13 protein-coding genes are annotated in these 15,086 nt (G+C 67.7%); 7 read left to right on the top strand and 6 right to left on the bottom strand.

The genetic code is table 11. The features are described 5' to 3' along the window. Positions 1-155 precede the first annotated feature (155 nt). From AC1DPN_RS14520 to AC1DPN_RS14510, 3 genes are all read left to right on the top strand, one after another. Complete coding sequence (locus AC1DPN_RS14520; RefSeq protein ID WP_477085465.1) at positions 156-698, top strand: hypothetical protein; 543 nt, start codon at positions 156-158, stop codon at positions 696-698. Positions 699-939: 241 nt separating this feature from the next. Continuing rightward, positions 940-2,250, top strand: coding sequence for a vanadium-dependent haloperoxidase (locus AC1DPN_RS14515; protein ID WP_477085464.1), 1,311 nt, complete (start codon positions 940-942; stop codon positions 2,248-2,250). Between the two features lie 304 nt (positions 2,251-2,554). After that, positions 2,555-3,064: a mycothiol transferase gene (locus AC1DPN_RS14510; RefSeq protein WP_477085463.1), complete on the top strand. Its 510-nt coding sequence runs from the start codon at positions 2,555-2,557 to the stop codon at positions 3,062-3,064. Between the two features lie 509 nt (positions 3,065-3,573). On the opposite strand, the gene AC1DPN_RS14505 is transcribed toward AC1DPN_RS14510, so the two are convergent. Beyond that, complete coding sequence (locus AC1DPN_RS14505) at positions 3,574-5,061, bottom strand: multicopper oxidase family protein (RefSeq protein WP_477085462.1); 1,488 nt, start codon at positions 5,059-5,061, stop codon at positions 3,574-3,576. Between the two features lie 4 nt (positions 5,062-5,065). Further along, positions 5,066-5,497 (bottom strand): hypothetical protein, encoded by a 432-nt coding sequence (locus tag AC1DPN_RS14500; RefSeq protein ID WP_477085461.1) that lies wholly within the window; start codon positions 5,495-5,497, stop codon positions 5,066-5,068. A gap of 1,097 nt (positions 5,498-6,594) precedes the next feature. On the opposite strand from AC1DPN_RS14500, the gene AC1DPN_RS14495 reads away from it, so the two are divergent. Next, on the top strand, positions 6,595-7,776 hold the full coding sequence (locus AC1DPN_RS14495; protein ID WP_477085460.1) for a flavohemoglobin expression-modulating QEGLA motif protein: 1,182 nt from the start codon (positions 6,595-6,597) through the stop codon (positions 7,774-7,776). Further along, the gene (locus AC1DPN_RS14490; protein WP_477085459.1) at positions 7,773-8,771 is read left to right on the top strand and encodes an ATP-grasp domain-containing protein; all 999 of its coding nucleotides are present in this window, start codon (positions 7,773-7,775) and stop codon (positions 8,769-8,771) included. The genes AC1DPN_RS14495 and AC1DPN_RS14490 overlap by 4 nt, the downstream gene beginning before the upstream one ends. A gap of 134 nt (positions 8,772-8,905) precedes the next feature. Here the strand turns inward: AC1DPN_RS14490 and AC1DPN_RS14485 are convergent, their stop codons facing one another. From AC1DPN_RS14485 to AC1DPN_RS14475, 3 genes are all read right to left on the bottom strand, one after another. Then, a complete protein-coding gene (locus AC1DPN_RS14485) occupies positions 8,906-9,334 on the bottom strand; it encodes a TIGR03668 family PPOX class F420-dependent oxidoreductase (protein ID WP_477085458.1) in 429 nt (142 codons plus the stop codon). Positions 9,335-9,628: 294 nt separating this feature from the next. Continuing rightward, positions 9,629-10,189: a GNAT family N-acetyltransferase gene (locus tag AC1DPN_RS14480; RefSeq protein WP_477085457.1), complete on the bottom strand. Its 561-nt coding sequence runs from the start codon at positions 10,187-10,189 to the stop codon at positions 9,629-9,631. Positions 10,190-10,724: 535 nt separating this feature from the next. Next, positions 10,725-12,350, bottom strand: a complete 1,626-nt coding sequence (locus AC1DPN_RS14475) for a DUF5597 domain-containing protein (RefSeq protein ID WP_477085456.1) — start codon at positions 12,348-12,350, stop codon at positions 10,725-10,727. Between the two features lie 591 nt (positions 12,351-12,941). On the opposite strand from AC1DPN_RS14475, the gene AC1DPN_RS14470 reads away from it, so the two are divergent. Together AC1DPN_RS14470 and AC1DPN_RS14465 are read left to right on the top strand one after the other, a co-directional pair. Further along, the gene (locus tag AC1DPN_RS14470; RefSeq protein ID WP_477085455.1) at positions 12,942-13,220 is read left to right on the top strand and encodes a GlsB/YeaQ/YmgE family stress response membrane protein; all 279 of its coding nucleotides are present in this window, start codon (positions 12,942-12,944) and stop codon (positions 13,218-13,220) included. Between the two features lie 202 nt (positions 13,221-13,422). Further along, positions 13,423-13,746, top strand: coding sequence for a hypothetical protein (locus tag AC1DPN_RS14465; protein WP_477085454.1), 324 nt, complete (start codon positions 13,423-13,425; stop codon positions 13,744-13,746). Between the two features lie 146 nt (positions 13,747-13,892). Here AC1DPN_RS14465 and AC1DPN_RS14460 read toward each other — a convergent pair whose 3' ends face one another. Beyond that, positions 13,893-15,056 (bottom strand): epoxide hydrolase family protein, encoded by a 1,164-nt coding sequence (locus tag AC1DPN_RS14460; RefSeq protein ID WP_477085453.1) that lies wholly within the window; start codon positions 15,054-15,056, stop codon positions 13,893-13,895. Between the last annotated feature and the right edge of the window lie 30 nt (positions 15,057-15,086).

Genomic DNA, 15,086 nt, shown 5'->3' with positions numbered 1-15,086 from the left:
GCTCGCGGCGGGTGGGTGTTGCCGCCGCTCTACTGGCGTGCGTCGGCCTCGCCGCGTGCACCGCGACCGAACCGCCGGCCCCCGCACCGACCGCGGAGGCTGACACGATCGCACCGTTCCCGCAGAGCGGCTCCATCGACGCTGGCACCTACCTCGTGACCGGCTACCCGGTGCCCTTCGAGATCACCATCTCAGACGGCTGGGAGACCTTCGACGGCGCGAGCCTGGGCAAGGACGACCCGGATCTCCCGAATTCATGGAATGTCGCCCTGTTTTTTTACCCCGTCGTCTATGTCCCGACGGACGCATGCGGCTGGAGGGGCGCGCTCGTCCAGATCGATCCGACGGCTGCAGTGTTCGTCGAGGCGATGGCGGCGCAGGCGTCAACGGTGAGCACCCCTGCCGTCGAGGTCATGGTCGGCGACTACGCCGGCTTCGAGTTCGACCACGCCGCCGAGAGTGACGTCGACTTCACCGCCTGCGACGACCGCACGTTGTGCATCTACTCGGACTTCGCTCAGAGCTGCAACGGACGCGGGTACTCAAGTGTGGGCGAGCGCGATACCTACCGAGCGGTCGACCTGAACGGCGAGCGCGCCGTGATCATGGTGGGATCCGACCCTTCGATCAATCCGGCGCTGATCGAAGAGGCACGCGCCATCTTCGACTCGATCGAGTTCGTCAGACCCGACGAGTGACGGTCGGCCCAGTCCTCGCCGTCAGCGGTGAGAAAGTGGCCGCGCAGGTGCTCCAGTGGGTCGGCCCCGCCTCCGTTGGCCTCGCAGTTCCCAGTTCCGCCCCGTTGAGCAAACCGGGTGGTGGAAGGAGTCATCGTTCCACCCTGCGTGGCGCAGGTGACGAGGTCCGCGTGCGCCGACCGCGACGTCGAGCTGTGACGGCGCGCTGGTCGGCCCGAAAAGTCAGCCGAAGGAGACAACGATGTCCAGGCGCACAAGCAGTTCCCTGCAAGCACGCAGCCTCGGTGGCCGTCGATGGCGTGCTCCCGCCGTCGTGGCAGCGCTCGCCGTCGGTTGCACGATGGCCGGGTCCGGGGTCGCCGTCGCCGGCGACCACTCCCACGGTGCCCCGGACCTCTTCGTGGCCGCGTGGGACCTCACGGCCACCCAAGCCATCGTCGCCGCCGGATTCAACCCCGTCGAGAGCCACGTCATGTTCGCGTACGTCGCGATCGCGGAGTACGACGCCGCGGTGGCGGTCCACGGCGACGGCGACCACTTCGCCGTGGACGCGGACGCCCCTCGCGGCGCGTCCGCCGAGGCGGCGGTGTCCACCGCCGCGCACCGGGTCCTGGCACACTACCTACCCGCCCAGAAGCCGACGATCCTGGACCCGGCGTACGAGGCGGCGCTCGCGTCGATCCCCGACGGCAGCGCCGAGACGGCGGGCGTCGCAGTCGGCGAGCGCGTCGCGGCCGCGCTGATCGAGCTGCGCCGCGACGACGGCTTCCGCGCCACGGTGCCCTACACGCCACCGGTCCCGGCGCCCGTCGGAACGTGGATCCCGACCGCTCCGACCCCGCCGGTGGGGACATTCCTCCCCGGGATGCGCCCGTTCGCGCTGCGCTCGGCCGACCAGTTCCGCCCCGACGGGCCGCCGAACCTCGACAGCCGGCGGTGGGCCACGGACTACGCCGAGGTGAAAGCGTTTGGTTCGGCCACGAGCGCCGTTCGGACGCCGGACCAGACCGCGGCCGCCCGCTTCTGGGGTGAACCGCCGTTCACGCAGGCACACGCCTCGTTCCGCCTCTTCCTCGACCAGCACGACCTGGACTTGGCCGACGCCGCGCGTTTCCAGGCCATGATGTCCGTGACCTACGCCGACGCCTTGATCGCCTGCTTCGACGCCAAATACCGCTACGCGTTCTGGCGCCCGATGACCGCGATCCCCGCTGGGGACACCGACGGGAACGGCCGCACGACCGCTGACCCGTCCTGGACGCCGCTGATCCCGACGCCGAACCACCCCGAGTACCCGAGTGCGCACAGCTGCATCACACCCGCTGCAGGGATCGTGATCTCGCGGTTCCTGGGCACCGCGCAGATCGATTACACCGTCCCCAGCGTGACGGGCGGCGCAGCGCGGCACTTCGCGACCTTGCAGGACCTCACGAGCGAGGTCGGAAACGCCAGGATCTGGGGCGGCGTGCACTTCCGCAGCGCCGTTGACGACGGCGTCGCGATCGGCCAGCGGACCGCCAAGTACGTCCTGCGCCACTCTTTCGACCGGTAGGAATGCCCGGGGCGGGCCGCGGGAAGGCTGGCGGTCCTCCTCGGGGCAGCCGTCGCTGGCGACTCACGGCTCCGGGCGGGCCGTGCCGGACACAGACCTCGACCCCACTCCGTCGGGTCCCCGACAGCTGGCCCACGGGGTCGAGTCAGCAAGTGACCAACGAACCCCCCGCCCGCCTGAACGATCAGGGCTGAGACGCTGAACAAGCGCCTGATCAGGTCTGCGCTGGGCGCGGCTCCTGGTGCACGGTCACCAGCTAGTGCATCGGCATCGACAAGGCGTCGGACTCGCGGGAGCCTGTGATGTGGCACTCAGCGTCCTCGACTCCGTTGATCTCTCTCCGTCTGATCAGCCTGCGCCGACGGGTGATCCGAAAGACGATCTCATCGCTTGGTTGCACTACCAGCGGCATGAGTTTCTGCGGAAGCTGCGCGACCTCGATTCGAGCCAGATTGCAACTTGGTCTGTCCCGCCGGTGGAGCTTTCAGTTCTCGGACTCGTGCGCCACATGCGTCAGATGGAGCATTTCTACCTTGCGTGGGGTCTCGGCGCTGGCGAGCGATTCGACTACTACGGCGATGATGACTTCGACGGGGGCAGCGCCGACACAGTCGAGGACGACATCCGCGGGTATCTTGCGGAATCCGCTCGAGCAGATGTCGCCATCGCGGCGCTGCCGAACTATGAGTCTGCGGGCCTTGGGCACGGGCAGCCGCTCGGGTACACGCTGATCAAAGTGCTCCACGAGTACACACTTCACAGCGGCCAGGCCCACATGATCCGGTTCGCGGCGTTGGGCGAACTTCGGCGCTAGCCGGATTTTGTCCCGAGTGGTAAATGGTTCGGGCGTCGCCTTGTGCCCCGGACGCGGCGGCCCCGCGCCGTCCGGGGCGCCGCCGGCTCTCTGCGGCTCGCGGATAGCTATGGCTGCACTTGGGCGGCGTGGAACTTACGCACTCCGGAAGTCGCTACCCGAGTGCCGTCCCGTACGCCAGTACATGCGCGACCGTCGAGCGGTACCAACGACGAGTTGGACGGTCCTGACATGGGACCTGCCCGTCGCCCTGCCCGGCCGGCTCGCCGCGACGAGTTCCATGGTGCGCAAGTCCGCCGCGCCACGACGCTCAGCCTGGTATGCGACCGGGAGCGGCGTCGTCCTCAGCAACTATTGCTGGTTCGAGTCCAGTCGAGGGAGCCAGCAGACTGGCCTCCGACCCGCGGAACGCGGCTTCTCTCATGTCGTGCACGAGCCGGGTCGCAGAGGCATGAGTCCGCTGCTCTGACCGGCTGAGCCGCCGCCCGCGCGGCCGCCGTGACAGCGAGTCACTCGGGATCGTTGTCGGCGTCGCCACCCAGCCGGAACGGCTCGGTCACCCCCGTGTACGCGACGTGCGCGACGAGACCTTGCTGCGCGTGCGGGAGGTTGTGGCAGTGGTCCATCCAGACTCCGGGGTTGTCGGCGACGAACGCGACCTCGTAGGTCTGGCCGTTCTCGACCTCCAGCGAGTCCACCCACCACGGGCTACCTCTCGACGGCTGGCCGTCGCGGGAGAGGACGAGCAGGTGGTGCCCGTGCAGGTGCATCGGGTGCGGCTGACCGCTCGAGTTGCGGATGGTCATGGCGACCACGTCGCCCTCGCTCACCATAAACATCGGGACGTCGGGAAACGTGTGCCCGTTGATCGTCCACTGCAGTCCGGGCAGGCCGTCGACGAATCCGGGCCGACGGCCGATCGCGTACGTGAATCGTCGATCGGCCGCCTGCGGGTCGAAGCCGACGTCAGCCGGCGTCCCGTAGTCGAGGAGGTCGAGCGTGGCGCGCGGATCCGCGCCGTCCACGGTGTCGCCGCCGCCGACGAGCACCGAGAGCGACCCGAGCCGGACGCGCACCGCCGTGCCGTCGTCCGGGGCTGCGACCTCGACGTCTGCTCGGCCGCCTGCGGCCACGACGACAGCCAGGCCATCGATCGCACCGGGGCCGTTCACGTCGCGCCCGTCGACCGCGAGCAGACGGTAGCTCGCGCCCGGCACCCAGACGCGCAGGACCCCGGAACCGGTGTTGATCACGCGGACCCGCGCAGTCGCCCCGGGGTCGGCCGGCACCCGCATCGGGCCCGGGTTCCCGCCGACCGTCGGAGTCGCGCCGTACGTGTGCGCGAGCGCCACGACGTCGACGTCGTGATCGGCGGCCGCCACAGGGTGCACGACGAGCGCACCGAACAGTCCCCCGCGGACCTGCGCGTGCGACACCTGGTGCGAGTGGTACCAGTACGTGCCCGCGTCGTCGACGACGAAGCGGTAGACGTGCTGGCCACCCTCCGGCACGGCGTCCTGCGTCACACCCGCGACGCCGTCCTCCGCGTTGGGCACGTCGACGCCGTGCCAGTGCAACGTCACTCCGTCCGCGACCGACCGGTTCACCAAGGTGACCTGGACCAGGTCCCCGACGGTCGCGTCGATGGTCGGTCCTGGCGACGACCCGTTGACCGTGTAGCCGGGCACGCTGCGCCCGTCTGCGAGCTCGACGTTGCCGCGGTCCATCGTGAGCGTCACGTCGACGTCCGGGGCGCCGTCGGCCGGTCCTGTCAGGTCGGCGACGCTCACCGTGGGGCCGCCCTCGTCGGAGCCTCCATGCCCGTGCGTCGTCGCCGTCGCCACGCCCAGGTCCTCATAGCCCATGTCCATCACGGACGCGTGTGCCGGAACGAGGCTGGTCCACCAGAACCACGCGAGCGGAGCGACGACGAGCAGCGCGGCCACGACGCCGGCAACGACCTGTCGCCTGCGTCGAAGGGCAGCCTGCTCCGTCATGTCGTCAAGCGAGGGCGTCAGCCGGCGCGGGCGCCGACTTCACTCGCGGAACCCGCTGCGCGGCCGTGATGCTCACGCCCAGGATCACAAGCGCGTTCATCCCGTGCAGGGCGCCGACGACTGGGGCGCCGAACGCGACGAACGCCAGGACGACCTGCAGGACGACGAGACCGAGGATGATCGCCGCGAACCGCACGGCGCCGGCAAACTTGGCGAAGAACGAGATGATGAACAAGAGGATCGCAATGAGCGGGATCACCATCATCCCGACCGTGCCGTGCGCCGAGTGCGCGAAGTTGCCCTCATAGCTCGAGTCGATGATCGCTCCGTTGTCGACGTCGTTGATGGCGGTGAACCAGGCCAGGGCGATCAGACCGGCCTGGACGAAGACGCCCGCAGCAACGAGGTAGGCGAGGACCCGATACGCAGTCTTCATGGCGTGTCTCTCTCTCGAACATGGATGCCCAAGGGGTGCGCGGTCGGGATGGCCACGCTGGAGACAAGAATGCTCCGAAAGGCGCCGTCAGACACCCCATTTCCGACAAATCCACCCCTTCGCGGGGTCCGCCCACCCGCGAGCAACCGGATAACAATCTGCCGGCCGTCCCGGAGCTCGTCGCCGCACGCACCACCGGACACCGGACCTGGTCAGACCCCTGGGCTCGCTCGGCTGCATCAGATAGGGATCGGCCCATGCGCTGACGATGCGTGCGTGCTCGCGCGCTTGGCCTGGCTGCCGTGGGTGAGGCGATGATCGGCTCGCTCGAGCGACACGAAGCTGCGCGGGTGCCTCCAATCAACCCAGGGGCGATTCAAAGTGAGACATCAGCCCCAACTGCATCTCTCGATGTCAGCAGGGCTGTTGGTGGCACATAGGTGGCATGGCCTAGACGATGGTTCCTAGAAAGTGCCTCTGACATGCATAAACACCAGTCGGGCTGACAGGATGTGAACCTGCGACCCCTTGAAGAATCCCGGGGCCGACAGCCTCTCCCCCGACATCTCGCACCAACTGGTGAAACCGTGTGATCTGCGGATTTACGCGATCCCGCGGTGGCGACCACCGCGCATCGCTAACTGTTGTTGAGCGTCGCCATGCGGCGAATTCGTGGGGTAAACGTGGGGACTGCGATCCCCCGCTGGCCGCGGACGCTCTGATCTCTCAAGCGTGCCTCAACGCACTCCACCTCGGCCAGGATGAGGTCCATCCGTACCTCCTCGATCGACTCAGCCAAGGTCGCACCGTCCCAGACGTCGATAGACCGAATGATCACAAACTCGGCGAGTTTCAATAGACAGATCGATCACGCAGCGAAGGCCTTTGTCAGGCAACGACGATGGCATCAGCAAGTTGCCAAGGATTCGGGAAGTCGGCACGCTACTGGACGGAGTCCAGTCGAGGAGCACGTAGACAGGCCTCTGACCAGCGGAAACGCGGCGTGACTCTTTCTAGTGTCGTCGACGTGCAACCGGCGTGCGGGACGAGGAAGTTCGGCCCGTGCAAGGGTTGGGCCCACAACGTATGTTCGTGAGATGTCATCGTCGACCGCGCAGCTGGCGCCCGCACTCGACGTCGACGCCCGGCTCACCGAGATCGAGCGCCGCGTGAACCTGCTCGTCAACGTCACGCCACTCAACGCGGCGGAGGCGTGGGCGGACTTCGAACGCAGTGACTTCGGCACGGCCCCCACGCTGCGGCTGCGGCCGTTGGACTTCGACCCGGACCTGGCGCAGCGTGACCTGTACGACCTCGAGGTCGAGAACGTGGACGACCCGGCGCTGCACACGCTCTTCCGGGCGAAGAGGGACGAGATCGCCCGGCAGATCACCGCGCTAGAGGACCGCGACACGTCACGGTTCCTGTACGGATCACTCCAGCTCTACGGAACGGTGGCCCCTCCGCTTGCCGCGGCAGCCCAGGAGCTGCTCGAGACCATCCCTCCGCAGGCACCCAGCACCCAGACCGTCACCGCCGGTGCGTTTGCCGACGCGGCCCGCGCGGAGTTCGAGCGCTACCGCGCCGTGTACCCGGACTTCCCGGTCCGCGTCGAGGTACGGGACGACATCTCCGAGCTGATGGTGTCGTTCGGCCGCCTGCTCATCCCGGAGTCCGCCGCCTTCCGGGCCGACCGGGTCGAGCCGTTGCTGCACCACGAGGTCGGCACCCACGTGGTCACCTACCAGAACGGTGCCCGGCAGCCACTGACGCTGCTGACCATCGGCCTGCCCGGCTACGACGAGACCCAGGAGGGCCTCGCCGTGCTCGCCGAGTACCTGGCCGGCGGGTTGGACCCGCGTCGGCTGCGCGTGCTCGCGGCGCGAGTGGTCGCGGTCGGCAAGCTGCTCGACGGCGCCGACTTCCTGGACATCTTCCAGTCGCTGCGGGCCGACCACCGCATACCGGCACGGACCGCGTGGTCCATCGCTATCCGGGTCGTCGTCGGGGGCGGTTGGGTGAAGGACGCGATCTACCTGCGCGGGATCACGCGCATCCTCGACGCCCTCGCCGAGGGCAGCAGCCTCGACGTCCTGCTCGTCGGCAAGCTCGCGTTGGACCACATCCCCCTGGTGCAGGACCTGCTGGACCGCGAGGTGCTCCACGCGCCGTGGGTGCGGCCACGCTGGCTGGACATTCCCGGTGCACAAGAGCGTCTGGAGAGGCTGCGCGCGGGCGCGACGGTCACCGACCTCTACGAGGGAGACGTGGCGGCATGAGGCTCGCATTTCTCGTCAACGACGTCGAGACCGAGGTGGACGAGTACACGACCACCCGACTCGCCAGGGCCGCAGCAAGGGGCGGGCACGAGACCTGGTATGTCGGTGTCGGGGACCTCGAGCTCGGCAGCAGCGACGGGCTGCTCGCGGCCAGGGCTCGCGCCGCGAGGTGGAAGAGCGACGACACCCTCGCGACCTTCATGGAGGGGATCAAGGCGCGCGACGCCGAGCGGATCGTCATGGACGACCTGGATGCGCTCGTCCTGCGCAACGAGTCGATCGACGACCTGCAGGCGCGGCCGTGGGCCAGCCCGATGGGCGTGGTGTTCGGACAGATGCTCGCGGCCCGAGGTGTGACGGTGGTCAACGACCCGAACACCCTCCATCGAGCGACCAGCAAGCTCTACCTGGAGGAGTTCCCCGAGAAGGTCCGACCACGATCGCTGGTGACGCGAGATCCGGAGGCGATCGAGCGGTTCGTCGACGAAGTCGGCCACTGCGTCGTCAAACCGCTGTACGGGGCCAAGGGCCGCAACGTCTTCATGATCGAGGGCCCAGGAGAGACCAACCTCGCGCAGATGACGGAGGCGGTCCTGCAGGACGGCTACGCCATCATCCAGGAGTTCATCGACGGAGCCACGGACGGCGATGCCCGAATCTTCCTGCTGGAGGGCCGCATCCTCGAGCGCGACGGCAGGCCCGCCGCCTTCCGACGCGTGCCCACCGGCAACGACCCGCGCGCCAACATCAGCACCGGCGGTCGGTCGGTGCCTCTTGAGGTCGGTGAGGCCGAGCTCAGCATCGTCGAGGCGATCGGCGACAAGCTAGTCGCCGACGGCTTGTTCCTCGTGGGCATCGACGTGATCGGCAGCAAGGTGGTGGAGATCAACCCAGAGAGTCCCGGCGGGTTCCAGAGCGTCGAGAGGCTCTACGACATCGACATCGCCGAGACCGTCATCGAAGCCCTGGAGCGCCGCGCGAGCCCGGGGTCCTAAGCCGTACCGCAGGTGAGCGAAAGGGCCTCTGACCTCCTACTTGACTTGTAGCAAGGACAGGATCTGAACCTGCGACCCCCGGGTTGTGAGCCCAGTAACCACCCGGGGCTGCAAACGGTCCGGCGGGCGGGTTGTCAGGCCCCGGCGGCCGACCAGCCCGTCCAGCCGCGCACCGTCGCCCACACAACGGGCCCGGTCGGCTCAACCTCGGTGTACTGCTGGTAGCGGGCGGCCAGGGCGGCCACTGCGCGACCATGCTGGTCGCCGTCCCTGACGACGACCGCCTCGGCGTCCGCACGGACCCACCACAACCGAGCCCAGTCGTCGTCGTACCGGTCCACCAGGAATGCGACCCGCGGGTTCTCGGCAATGGTGCGGAGCCGTCGCAGGGCCGTCGTTCGCTTGGGCTTGTGGTCGACGGCGTGGACGAGGACGTCGTCGTCCAGGAGTGCGAACGTCACCGGCACGAGATGCGGCTGGTTGTCCGACCCGCTAGTCGCCAGGACGGCTCGCCGGGCGGACCCGAAGCGGCGGCGGCACTCGGCGGGGTCCATGACGTCCATGTCGCCAGCGTGGCGGACACGCACGGGCCGGTCGACCGGTGGCTGCGAGGCGTCGATGTCCCCCTCGTAGCCGCCCATGGGCTGCGCTGCGGTGACGGAGCCAGGACAGAGCACATCCCCCGTTGCTCCGTCGTGTCAACGTTCGGCCCGCAGGAACATCAGACGCACTTTCGCTCCTCGGCTCGAGTAGGCCTCTGACCTTCGACTTCACGTGTGGCGGGGGCAGGTTGCCAGCTCGGGACATCGGAGTCGGGATCCCGCATTCGAGCTCTGACAGGCCGGCTGCTCATGTAGTCAGAGGTTGGCGCGCATGACCCACCGCCACTTGGCGATGCGCCGGTCCCTCACAAATCCATGCCGCACATACAGTTCTTCGGGTCCGGTATGGAGATACGCGCCCCGCTGCGGCGGTCGATCCGCCGTCTGTTCGGGATACGCCTCGACGACGCCTCCGCCGGCGCGCTTGATCTCCTCCAGGGCCCCTTGCACGGCGGCCGCAGCGATCCCGTTGCCGCGGTCCTTCGAGTTCGTGAAGATGCACCCGATCCGCCAGTCGGGCGGATCCTGAGCTTCCGCGTCGTAGGCGCGGCGACTCTTGATGTTAGGGAGCTCCGGCGGAGTGCCGAACTGGCACCAGCCGACACATCTGTCCTCGTCGTAGACCAGTACTTGGTGCACCGCTCCCCGCTGCACGAGCTGCTGCTTGGCGTCGTGGTTGCCCTGGCGTGTTCCGGTGGAGCCGCCAGGATGGAATCCGATGCACCAGCAGCCACCCCACACACCGTTGTTCGACTCGACGAGCGCGGCGAAGTCCTCCCACGTGGCCGGCGTCAGCAGCCGGGTGGTCAGCGCCATGGCGCAATTCTCACCGAAAGCCGCGCGACCCTCAACGGGCGTCCGCAGTCGCCCGACCTTGGTTTGCTGCGGCCCCGCTTAGCGGATAGGCCCGGACTGATCGAGGCAATCGACTCGGCCACGGAACTCATCGAGACGGGTGAATGAACGACCGCCGGCGTGGCCCACGGACGTCTCGGTCCAGTCGAGCGCACAGTGAGATGTTTCCGTCGGGCCAAAAGGAGAAGGTCAGGGGCTGTCGGGCTGACAGGATTTGAACCTGCGACCCTTGAAGAATCCCGGGGCCGACAGCCGCTCCCCGAAATCTCGCACCATCTGGCGAAACCGTGTGTGATCTGTTGATTTACGCGATGCGCGGCGGAGAGCACCACGCATCGTTGACTGTTCTCGATTGGGTGACGGCTCGCCGGGGAGCCGAGTGCCGGGGTGATGTCGTTGAGGTCCAGGGATCAGGAGCGACCAAGCAACCCTGTGCTGCTCGAGGACCTCGACGTTGTCTAGCGACTCAGCGTTCATGACGTCGTGCCTGGCCCACTCACCGCTCGATCAGCGTGATCTTCACGGCCGACACTCCGTCTGGGCCGAGGACCATCAGTCGTTCGTCTCCGTTGAGGATGCGGCCCTCGACCCAGGCGCCGTCGTGAAGGCGAAGCTCCCGCAGGCTGTCGATCTCGAGCAGAGATCCCTCTCGACTGAAGTCGATCATCGCCTGCCGTCCCAGTGCGATGTATTCGAGATCTCCGGTTTGCAGGATGACTCCGAACGGACGCGAGTCTCGCGGGGAGGGCGCGTGGGCGGTCGGCAGAGTCTCGTCGGGAAGCGGGGCCGGCTCCGGCAGCCGGACACCCGCATCGAGCAGCATGTCAGTGAGGAGCTTCGGCGCGCTTCGCACCGTGACGGTCGTCGACCCGAGTCGCGCGGTGGCCGCATCCGTCCCCGGCTCCAGCGCGAATCCCATCACGCGACCGTCCCGCTGGGCTTCGAGGATCTGCGGGGCGAGCGCGAGAAGTTTCCGGAAGGCGTCGTAGAGCTGACTGTCTTCACGGACGTCGTCGATTCCGAAGACGTGGTACCCCATGGCGTTGAAAGCACCGAACGCGCGGAAGGCGTCACCGGTCAGAACACGCGCCTCAGGGATGAAAAGCGGGTTGATCCCCGACGAGTAGTCGCGCATGACCGACTCGCTGTCGGAGATGTAGATGTCGGGGGCCACGAAATCGAGCGCCGGCCCGGCGACGCGCCACACCCCGCTCATCCGTGCGGTCGGACCACCGCTGGGATACTGGCCCGGCATGTCCTGACCTGGCTGGGGGCCCAGCCAGGCGTTCGCGTAGGCAGGCAAGGCCTTGATCTGCTTGCCCATCTCGGCCAGGGCGCCGACATAGCTGGCGAACCCCCACGCCATGAAGACCTCGTCGGCCAGCGGATCGTCGTCGCCGAATCGCTGCTGCCACGATGCGCCGCCCGGGCGCGAGCGACCGAACAGATCGACGACGTCGTCGTCGAAGGCGGTCGGTTGGCTCGCCACTGCCTCGACGAGGGCCTCAGGAACGGGCGACAGCCAGGCGAGCTGCGCGGCCGAGGAACGGTCGCGGCTCGATCCCAAGAGCCCTACCTCGTTCTCCACCTGCATCATGATGACGGTGTGATCCTCGTCCACCCGGGCGATGTGCTCCATCAGCGCTCCATAGGCTGCCTCGTCTGCTTCACGCAGAGGCCCGGAGAACACCGACAGCGTGGGGCGAGGCATCGATCCCGAGTAAGTAAAAGGAGCCCGCGAGGGGGACGGTCCGCGGTCGGCACGCTCGAATCGGGCGGAGTCCTGGCGGACCCACGTCGGTGCATAGGTGGACAAGGCGTTCTTGAACGCGCCGAACCAGATGAGGACGAGGCGGACGCCGGCCGAGCGCGCACCAGAGAGCAGCTCGTCGACGACGCCGAAGTCGAACTCACCCTCGGACGGCTCCACCTGATCCCACCCGACGGGAGCGATGATCGAGTTCACTCCGGACCTCCCGATCGCTTGCCAAATGGGTGCCATGTGCACGGGATCAGAGGCGCTGGAGTTGCGCAGCTCGCCGCCCAGGCAGAGGAACGGCGAGCCGTCCACGATCAGCCGCGTGTGGGTGCCCGCTCGCTCCAAGCGGGGAAGTTCGGTCATGAGGTCTCCTTCGGGCACGCTCGATGCGAAAGCGTCCATCTTGTGGCTCTTCGAACTCCGGGTGGGGGTGACGGCTCGCCGGTGAGCCGAGTGCCGGGGTGATGATGTCGTCGAGTTCCCGAGGATCAGGAGCGACCACGCAACCTGTTCGGCTCGAGGACCTCGACGTTGTCCAACGCTACGGCGTGCGCTGGCGCGCCCACGACTGATCCCTGCTCGCGTTGCGATCTGCTGCTCGGCTTGGACGGTGTCCATGTCGAGCACGTCGAACGCGGACCGACGTGACTGACTGTGACGGTCGCGACGCGGGCGCCGTTGATGGGCTGCCCGGCCCGCGGCATCGTGGGCAGTGGGCCGCGGCCGGTGCCTGCGCCGCCTGCATGACGTGCCCGTCCATCGACAACGTCCACGTGCCCGACGTCTCCGCGGAGACACGCTGGCCGGCGTGGAAGGCCGCGACGGAGCGCTCCGAATTCCGTTCGGGGGCGGCCCTACCGCGCACTGCTCGACCGTAGACCCCCCTAGGGGTGTACTGCACCAGCCTTAGGGGTGGTGAGGTCGAGGGACGTACCCCCTCAGAAAGGCACCACCATGCTGGGACTCATCATCACCATCATCATCGTCGGGCTCATCGCCGGGCTGCTCGCGCGCCTGCTCGTCCCCGGCAAGCAGAACCTCTCGATCCCCATGACCATCGTCATCGGGATCATCGGATCGTTCGTCGGCGGGTTCCTCGGCTACCTGCTGTTCCACAAGGACGCCGACGACGGCTTCCTGCAGCCCGCCGGCCTCATCGGGTCGATCATCGGCGCGATCATCGTGCTGCTGATCTGGATCCGCGTCGGCGGTCGCCGCTCGATCACCAACTGACCCGCCGACCGCGGGTCCCGGTCGCCACGACGGTCACCCACAAGGATGAACCGTGGGCGCCCGGCGCGCCGCCGCCGTCCGGCAGTGCCATCGTCCTGCCGAAGCTAGTGATCGCGGGCCTGCTCTTGGAGCTTGGGCCCGCCGCCAGGACGAGATGCAGAAGCTAGAGGTGACAGCTCTACGTCGAGGAAGAGGAGAAGCCATGAGCGTGGCACAGACACTCTGGGCCTCCATCCAGGAGGACCCGGTCTTTATGAGGAAGATCAACGGCTGGCTCACGATCTTCTGGCTACTGAACTTCCCACCCGTGATCGCGGTCTACATCTGGGCACCGGACGCCTGGAAGCAGGCGTCGATCCTCTACCTGGCCCTGGTGTCCATCTACGCCAACGTGGCCGGTCACCTGGCAGCGTGGCAAGCCTCTCGGATCGAGGTCATCCAGAACGACGACGCCAACGTGTCGGACGTGCTGGAGAAAGTGGAGGAGATCCACGCGGTCACCACCAACCGAGCCAGCGATGGGTGACGGACTGTGGTGCGACGCCTACGGGTGCCGTTCCTGGTCATCCCGGTCTACGCCGTCGTCACCGGGCCACCTCAAGCTGATGGATCATGCCGCAAGCAAGGCAGCGTGTTCGTCCTGGGCGTGTACGCGCCGGCCCGTGCACGTGCTCATGGGCGGCGGAGGCCTCTCAGGCCGGTGCGTAGTTCGCTGACGAGGATCTCGGGCTGCTCGAGAGCAGCGAAGTGTCCGCCCCTGTCGGCGACACCGACGTGGATCAGGTTGCTGTAGGCGGCCTCGATCCAGCTTCTCGGCAACCGGGGGATGTCTCGCGGGAAGACGGTCACGGCCACCGGCAGCGTGAGCTTCGGGCCGGCCATGCTCGCCGATCGGTTCTCCCAGTAGATCCGGGCGGACGACGCAGCACTGTTGGTGAACCAGGACAGCGATATCGCATCCAGCATGGTGTCGATGCTGAGGGCGTCCTCGGCGAGCCCGCAGTTGTCCGTCTTCGACTGGAACTTCTCGTAGATCCAGGCCGCCTGACCGGCCGGCGAGTCTGCCAGTGCGAACCCGACGGACTGCGGCTTCGTGCTCTGCACGTGATTGGACCCGCCGAGCGGGCCGGCGTAGAGGGCCAGGCCGTCCACCGCCTGGCGCTCTTCGGGCGTCAGCGTCTCGGGAACGTGCTCCGGGAATGCGTACGGCGTGCTCAGGTGAACTCCGAGGAGACCCTGAGGTTCCATCGCGCCGAGGACCGTGGTGATGGCCGCCCCCCAGTCGTTGCCATGGGCCGACCAGGAGCGGTAGCCGAGTCGGCGCATGAGCTCCGTCCACGCTCCGGCGATGCGGGTGACGTCCCATCCTGCGTCGGTCGGCTTGCCGGAGAACCCGAATCCCGGGAGAGACGGGATGACGACATCGAAGGAGTCGGCGGCATCCCCTCCGAACGCGACGGGATCCGTGAGCGGCCCGATCAACCTCAGGAAGTCGGCGACCGACGTCGGCCACCCGTGCGTCAGGACCAGAGGCAGCGCGCCGGGGTTCGCGGACCTGACGTGGAGGAAATGGATGTCGAGCCCGTCGATCGTGGTCAGGAACTGAGGGAACGAGTTGAGCTCGGACTCGAAGCGGCGCCAGTCGTACTCGCGCTCCCAGTACGAGACGAGCGATCTGGCGCTCTCCACGGGGACACCCTGCGACCAGTCGCGGACGGTCTCCCGATCTGGCCACCGCGTCCGGGCAAGCCGTTCCTTGAGGTCATCGAGCTCGACGTTCGGGATGGCGACGTGGAACGGGCGAACGTCAGCGGGTGCCGAGCTGAATGCGGTCATCGTGTGTTTCCCCTCGACTCTGGTGCACGC

The sequence above is a fragment of the Cellulomonas sp. P4_H4 genome, from assembly GCF_056400865.1.
The sequence above is the reverse complement of the archived record's forward strand: the minus strand, read 5'-3'. Positions and strand labels throughout refer to the sequence as shown.

Excerpts from the sequence above, each read along its gene's own strand:
- AC1DPN_RS14515 (WP_477085464.1), top strand. The coding sequence starts at position 940 with ATGTCCAGGCGCACAAGCAGTTCCCTGCAAGCACGCAGCCTCGGTGGC.
- AC1DPN_RS14505 (WP_477085462.1), bottom strand. The coding sequence starts at position 5,061 with ATGACGGAGCAGGCTGCCCTTCGACGCAGGCGACAGGTCGTTGCCGGC.
- AC1DPN_RS14500 (WP_477085461.1), bottom strand. The coding sequence starts at position 5,497 with ATGAAGACTGCGTATCGGGTCCTCGCCTACCTCGTTGCTGCGGGCGTC.
- AC1DPN_RS14495 (WP_477085460.1), top strand. The coding sequence starts at position 6,595 with ATGTCATCGTCGACCGCGCAGCTGGCGCCCGCACTCGACGTCGACGCC.
- AC1DPN_RS14490 (WP_477085459.1), top strand. The coding sequence starts at position 7,773 with ATGAGGCTCGCATTTCTCGTCAACGACGTCGAGACCGAGGTGGACGAG.
- AC1DPN_RS14485 (WP_477085458.1), bottom strand. The coding sequence starts at position 9,334 with ATGGACGTCATGGACCCCGCCGAGTGCCGCCGCCGCTTCGGGTCCGCC.
- AC1DPN_RS14480 (WP_477085457.1), bottom strand. The coding sequence starts at position 10,189 with ATGGCGCTGACCACCCGGCTGCTGACGCCGGCCACGTGGGAGGACTTC.
- AC1DPN_RS14475 (WP_477085456.1), bottom strand. The coding sequence starts at position 12,350 with ATGACCGAACTTCCCCGCTTGGAGCGAGCGGGCACCCACACGCGGCTG.
- AC1DPN_RS14470 (WP_477085455.1), top strand. The coding sequence starts at position 12,942 with ATGCTGGGACTCATCATCACCATCATCATCGTCGGGCTCATCGCCGGG.
- AC1DPN_RS14465 (WP_477085454.1), top strand. The coding sequence starts at position 13,423 with ATGAGCGTGGCACAGACACTCTGGGCCTCCATCCAGGAGGACCCGGTC.
- AC1DPN_RS14460 (WP_477085453.1), bottom strand. The coding sequence starts at position 15,056 with ATGACCGCATTCAGCTCGGCACCCGCTGACGTTCGCCCGTTCCACGTC.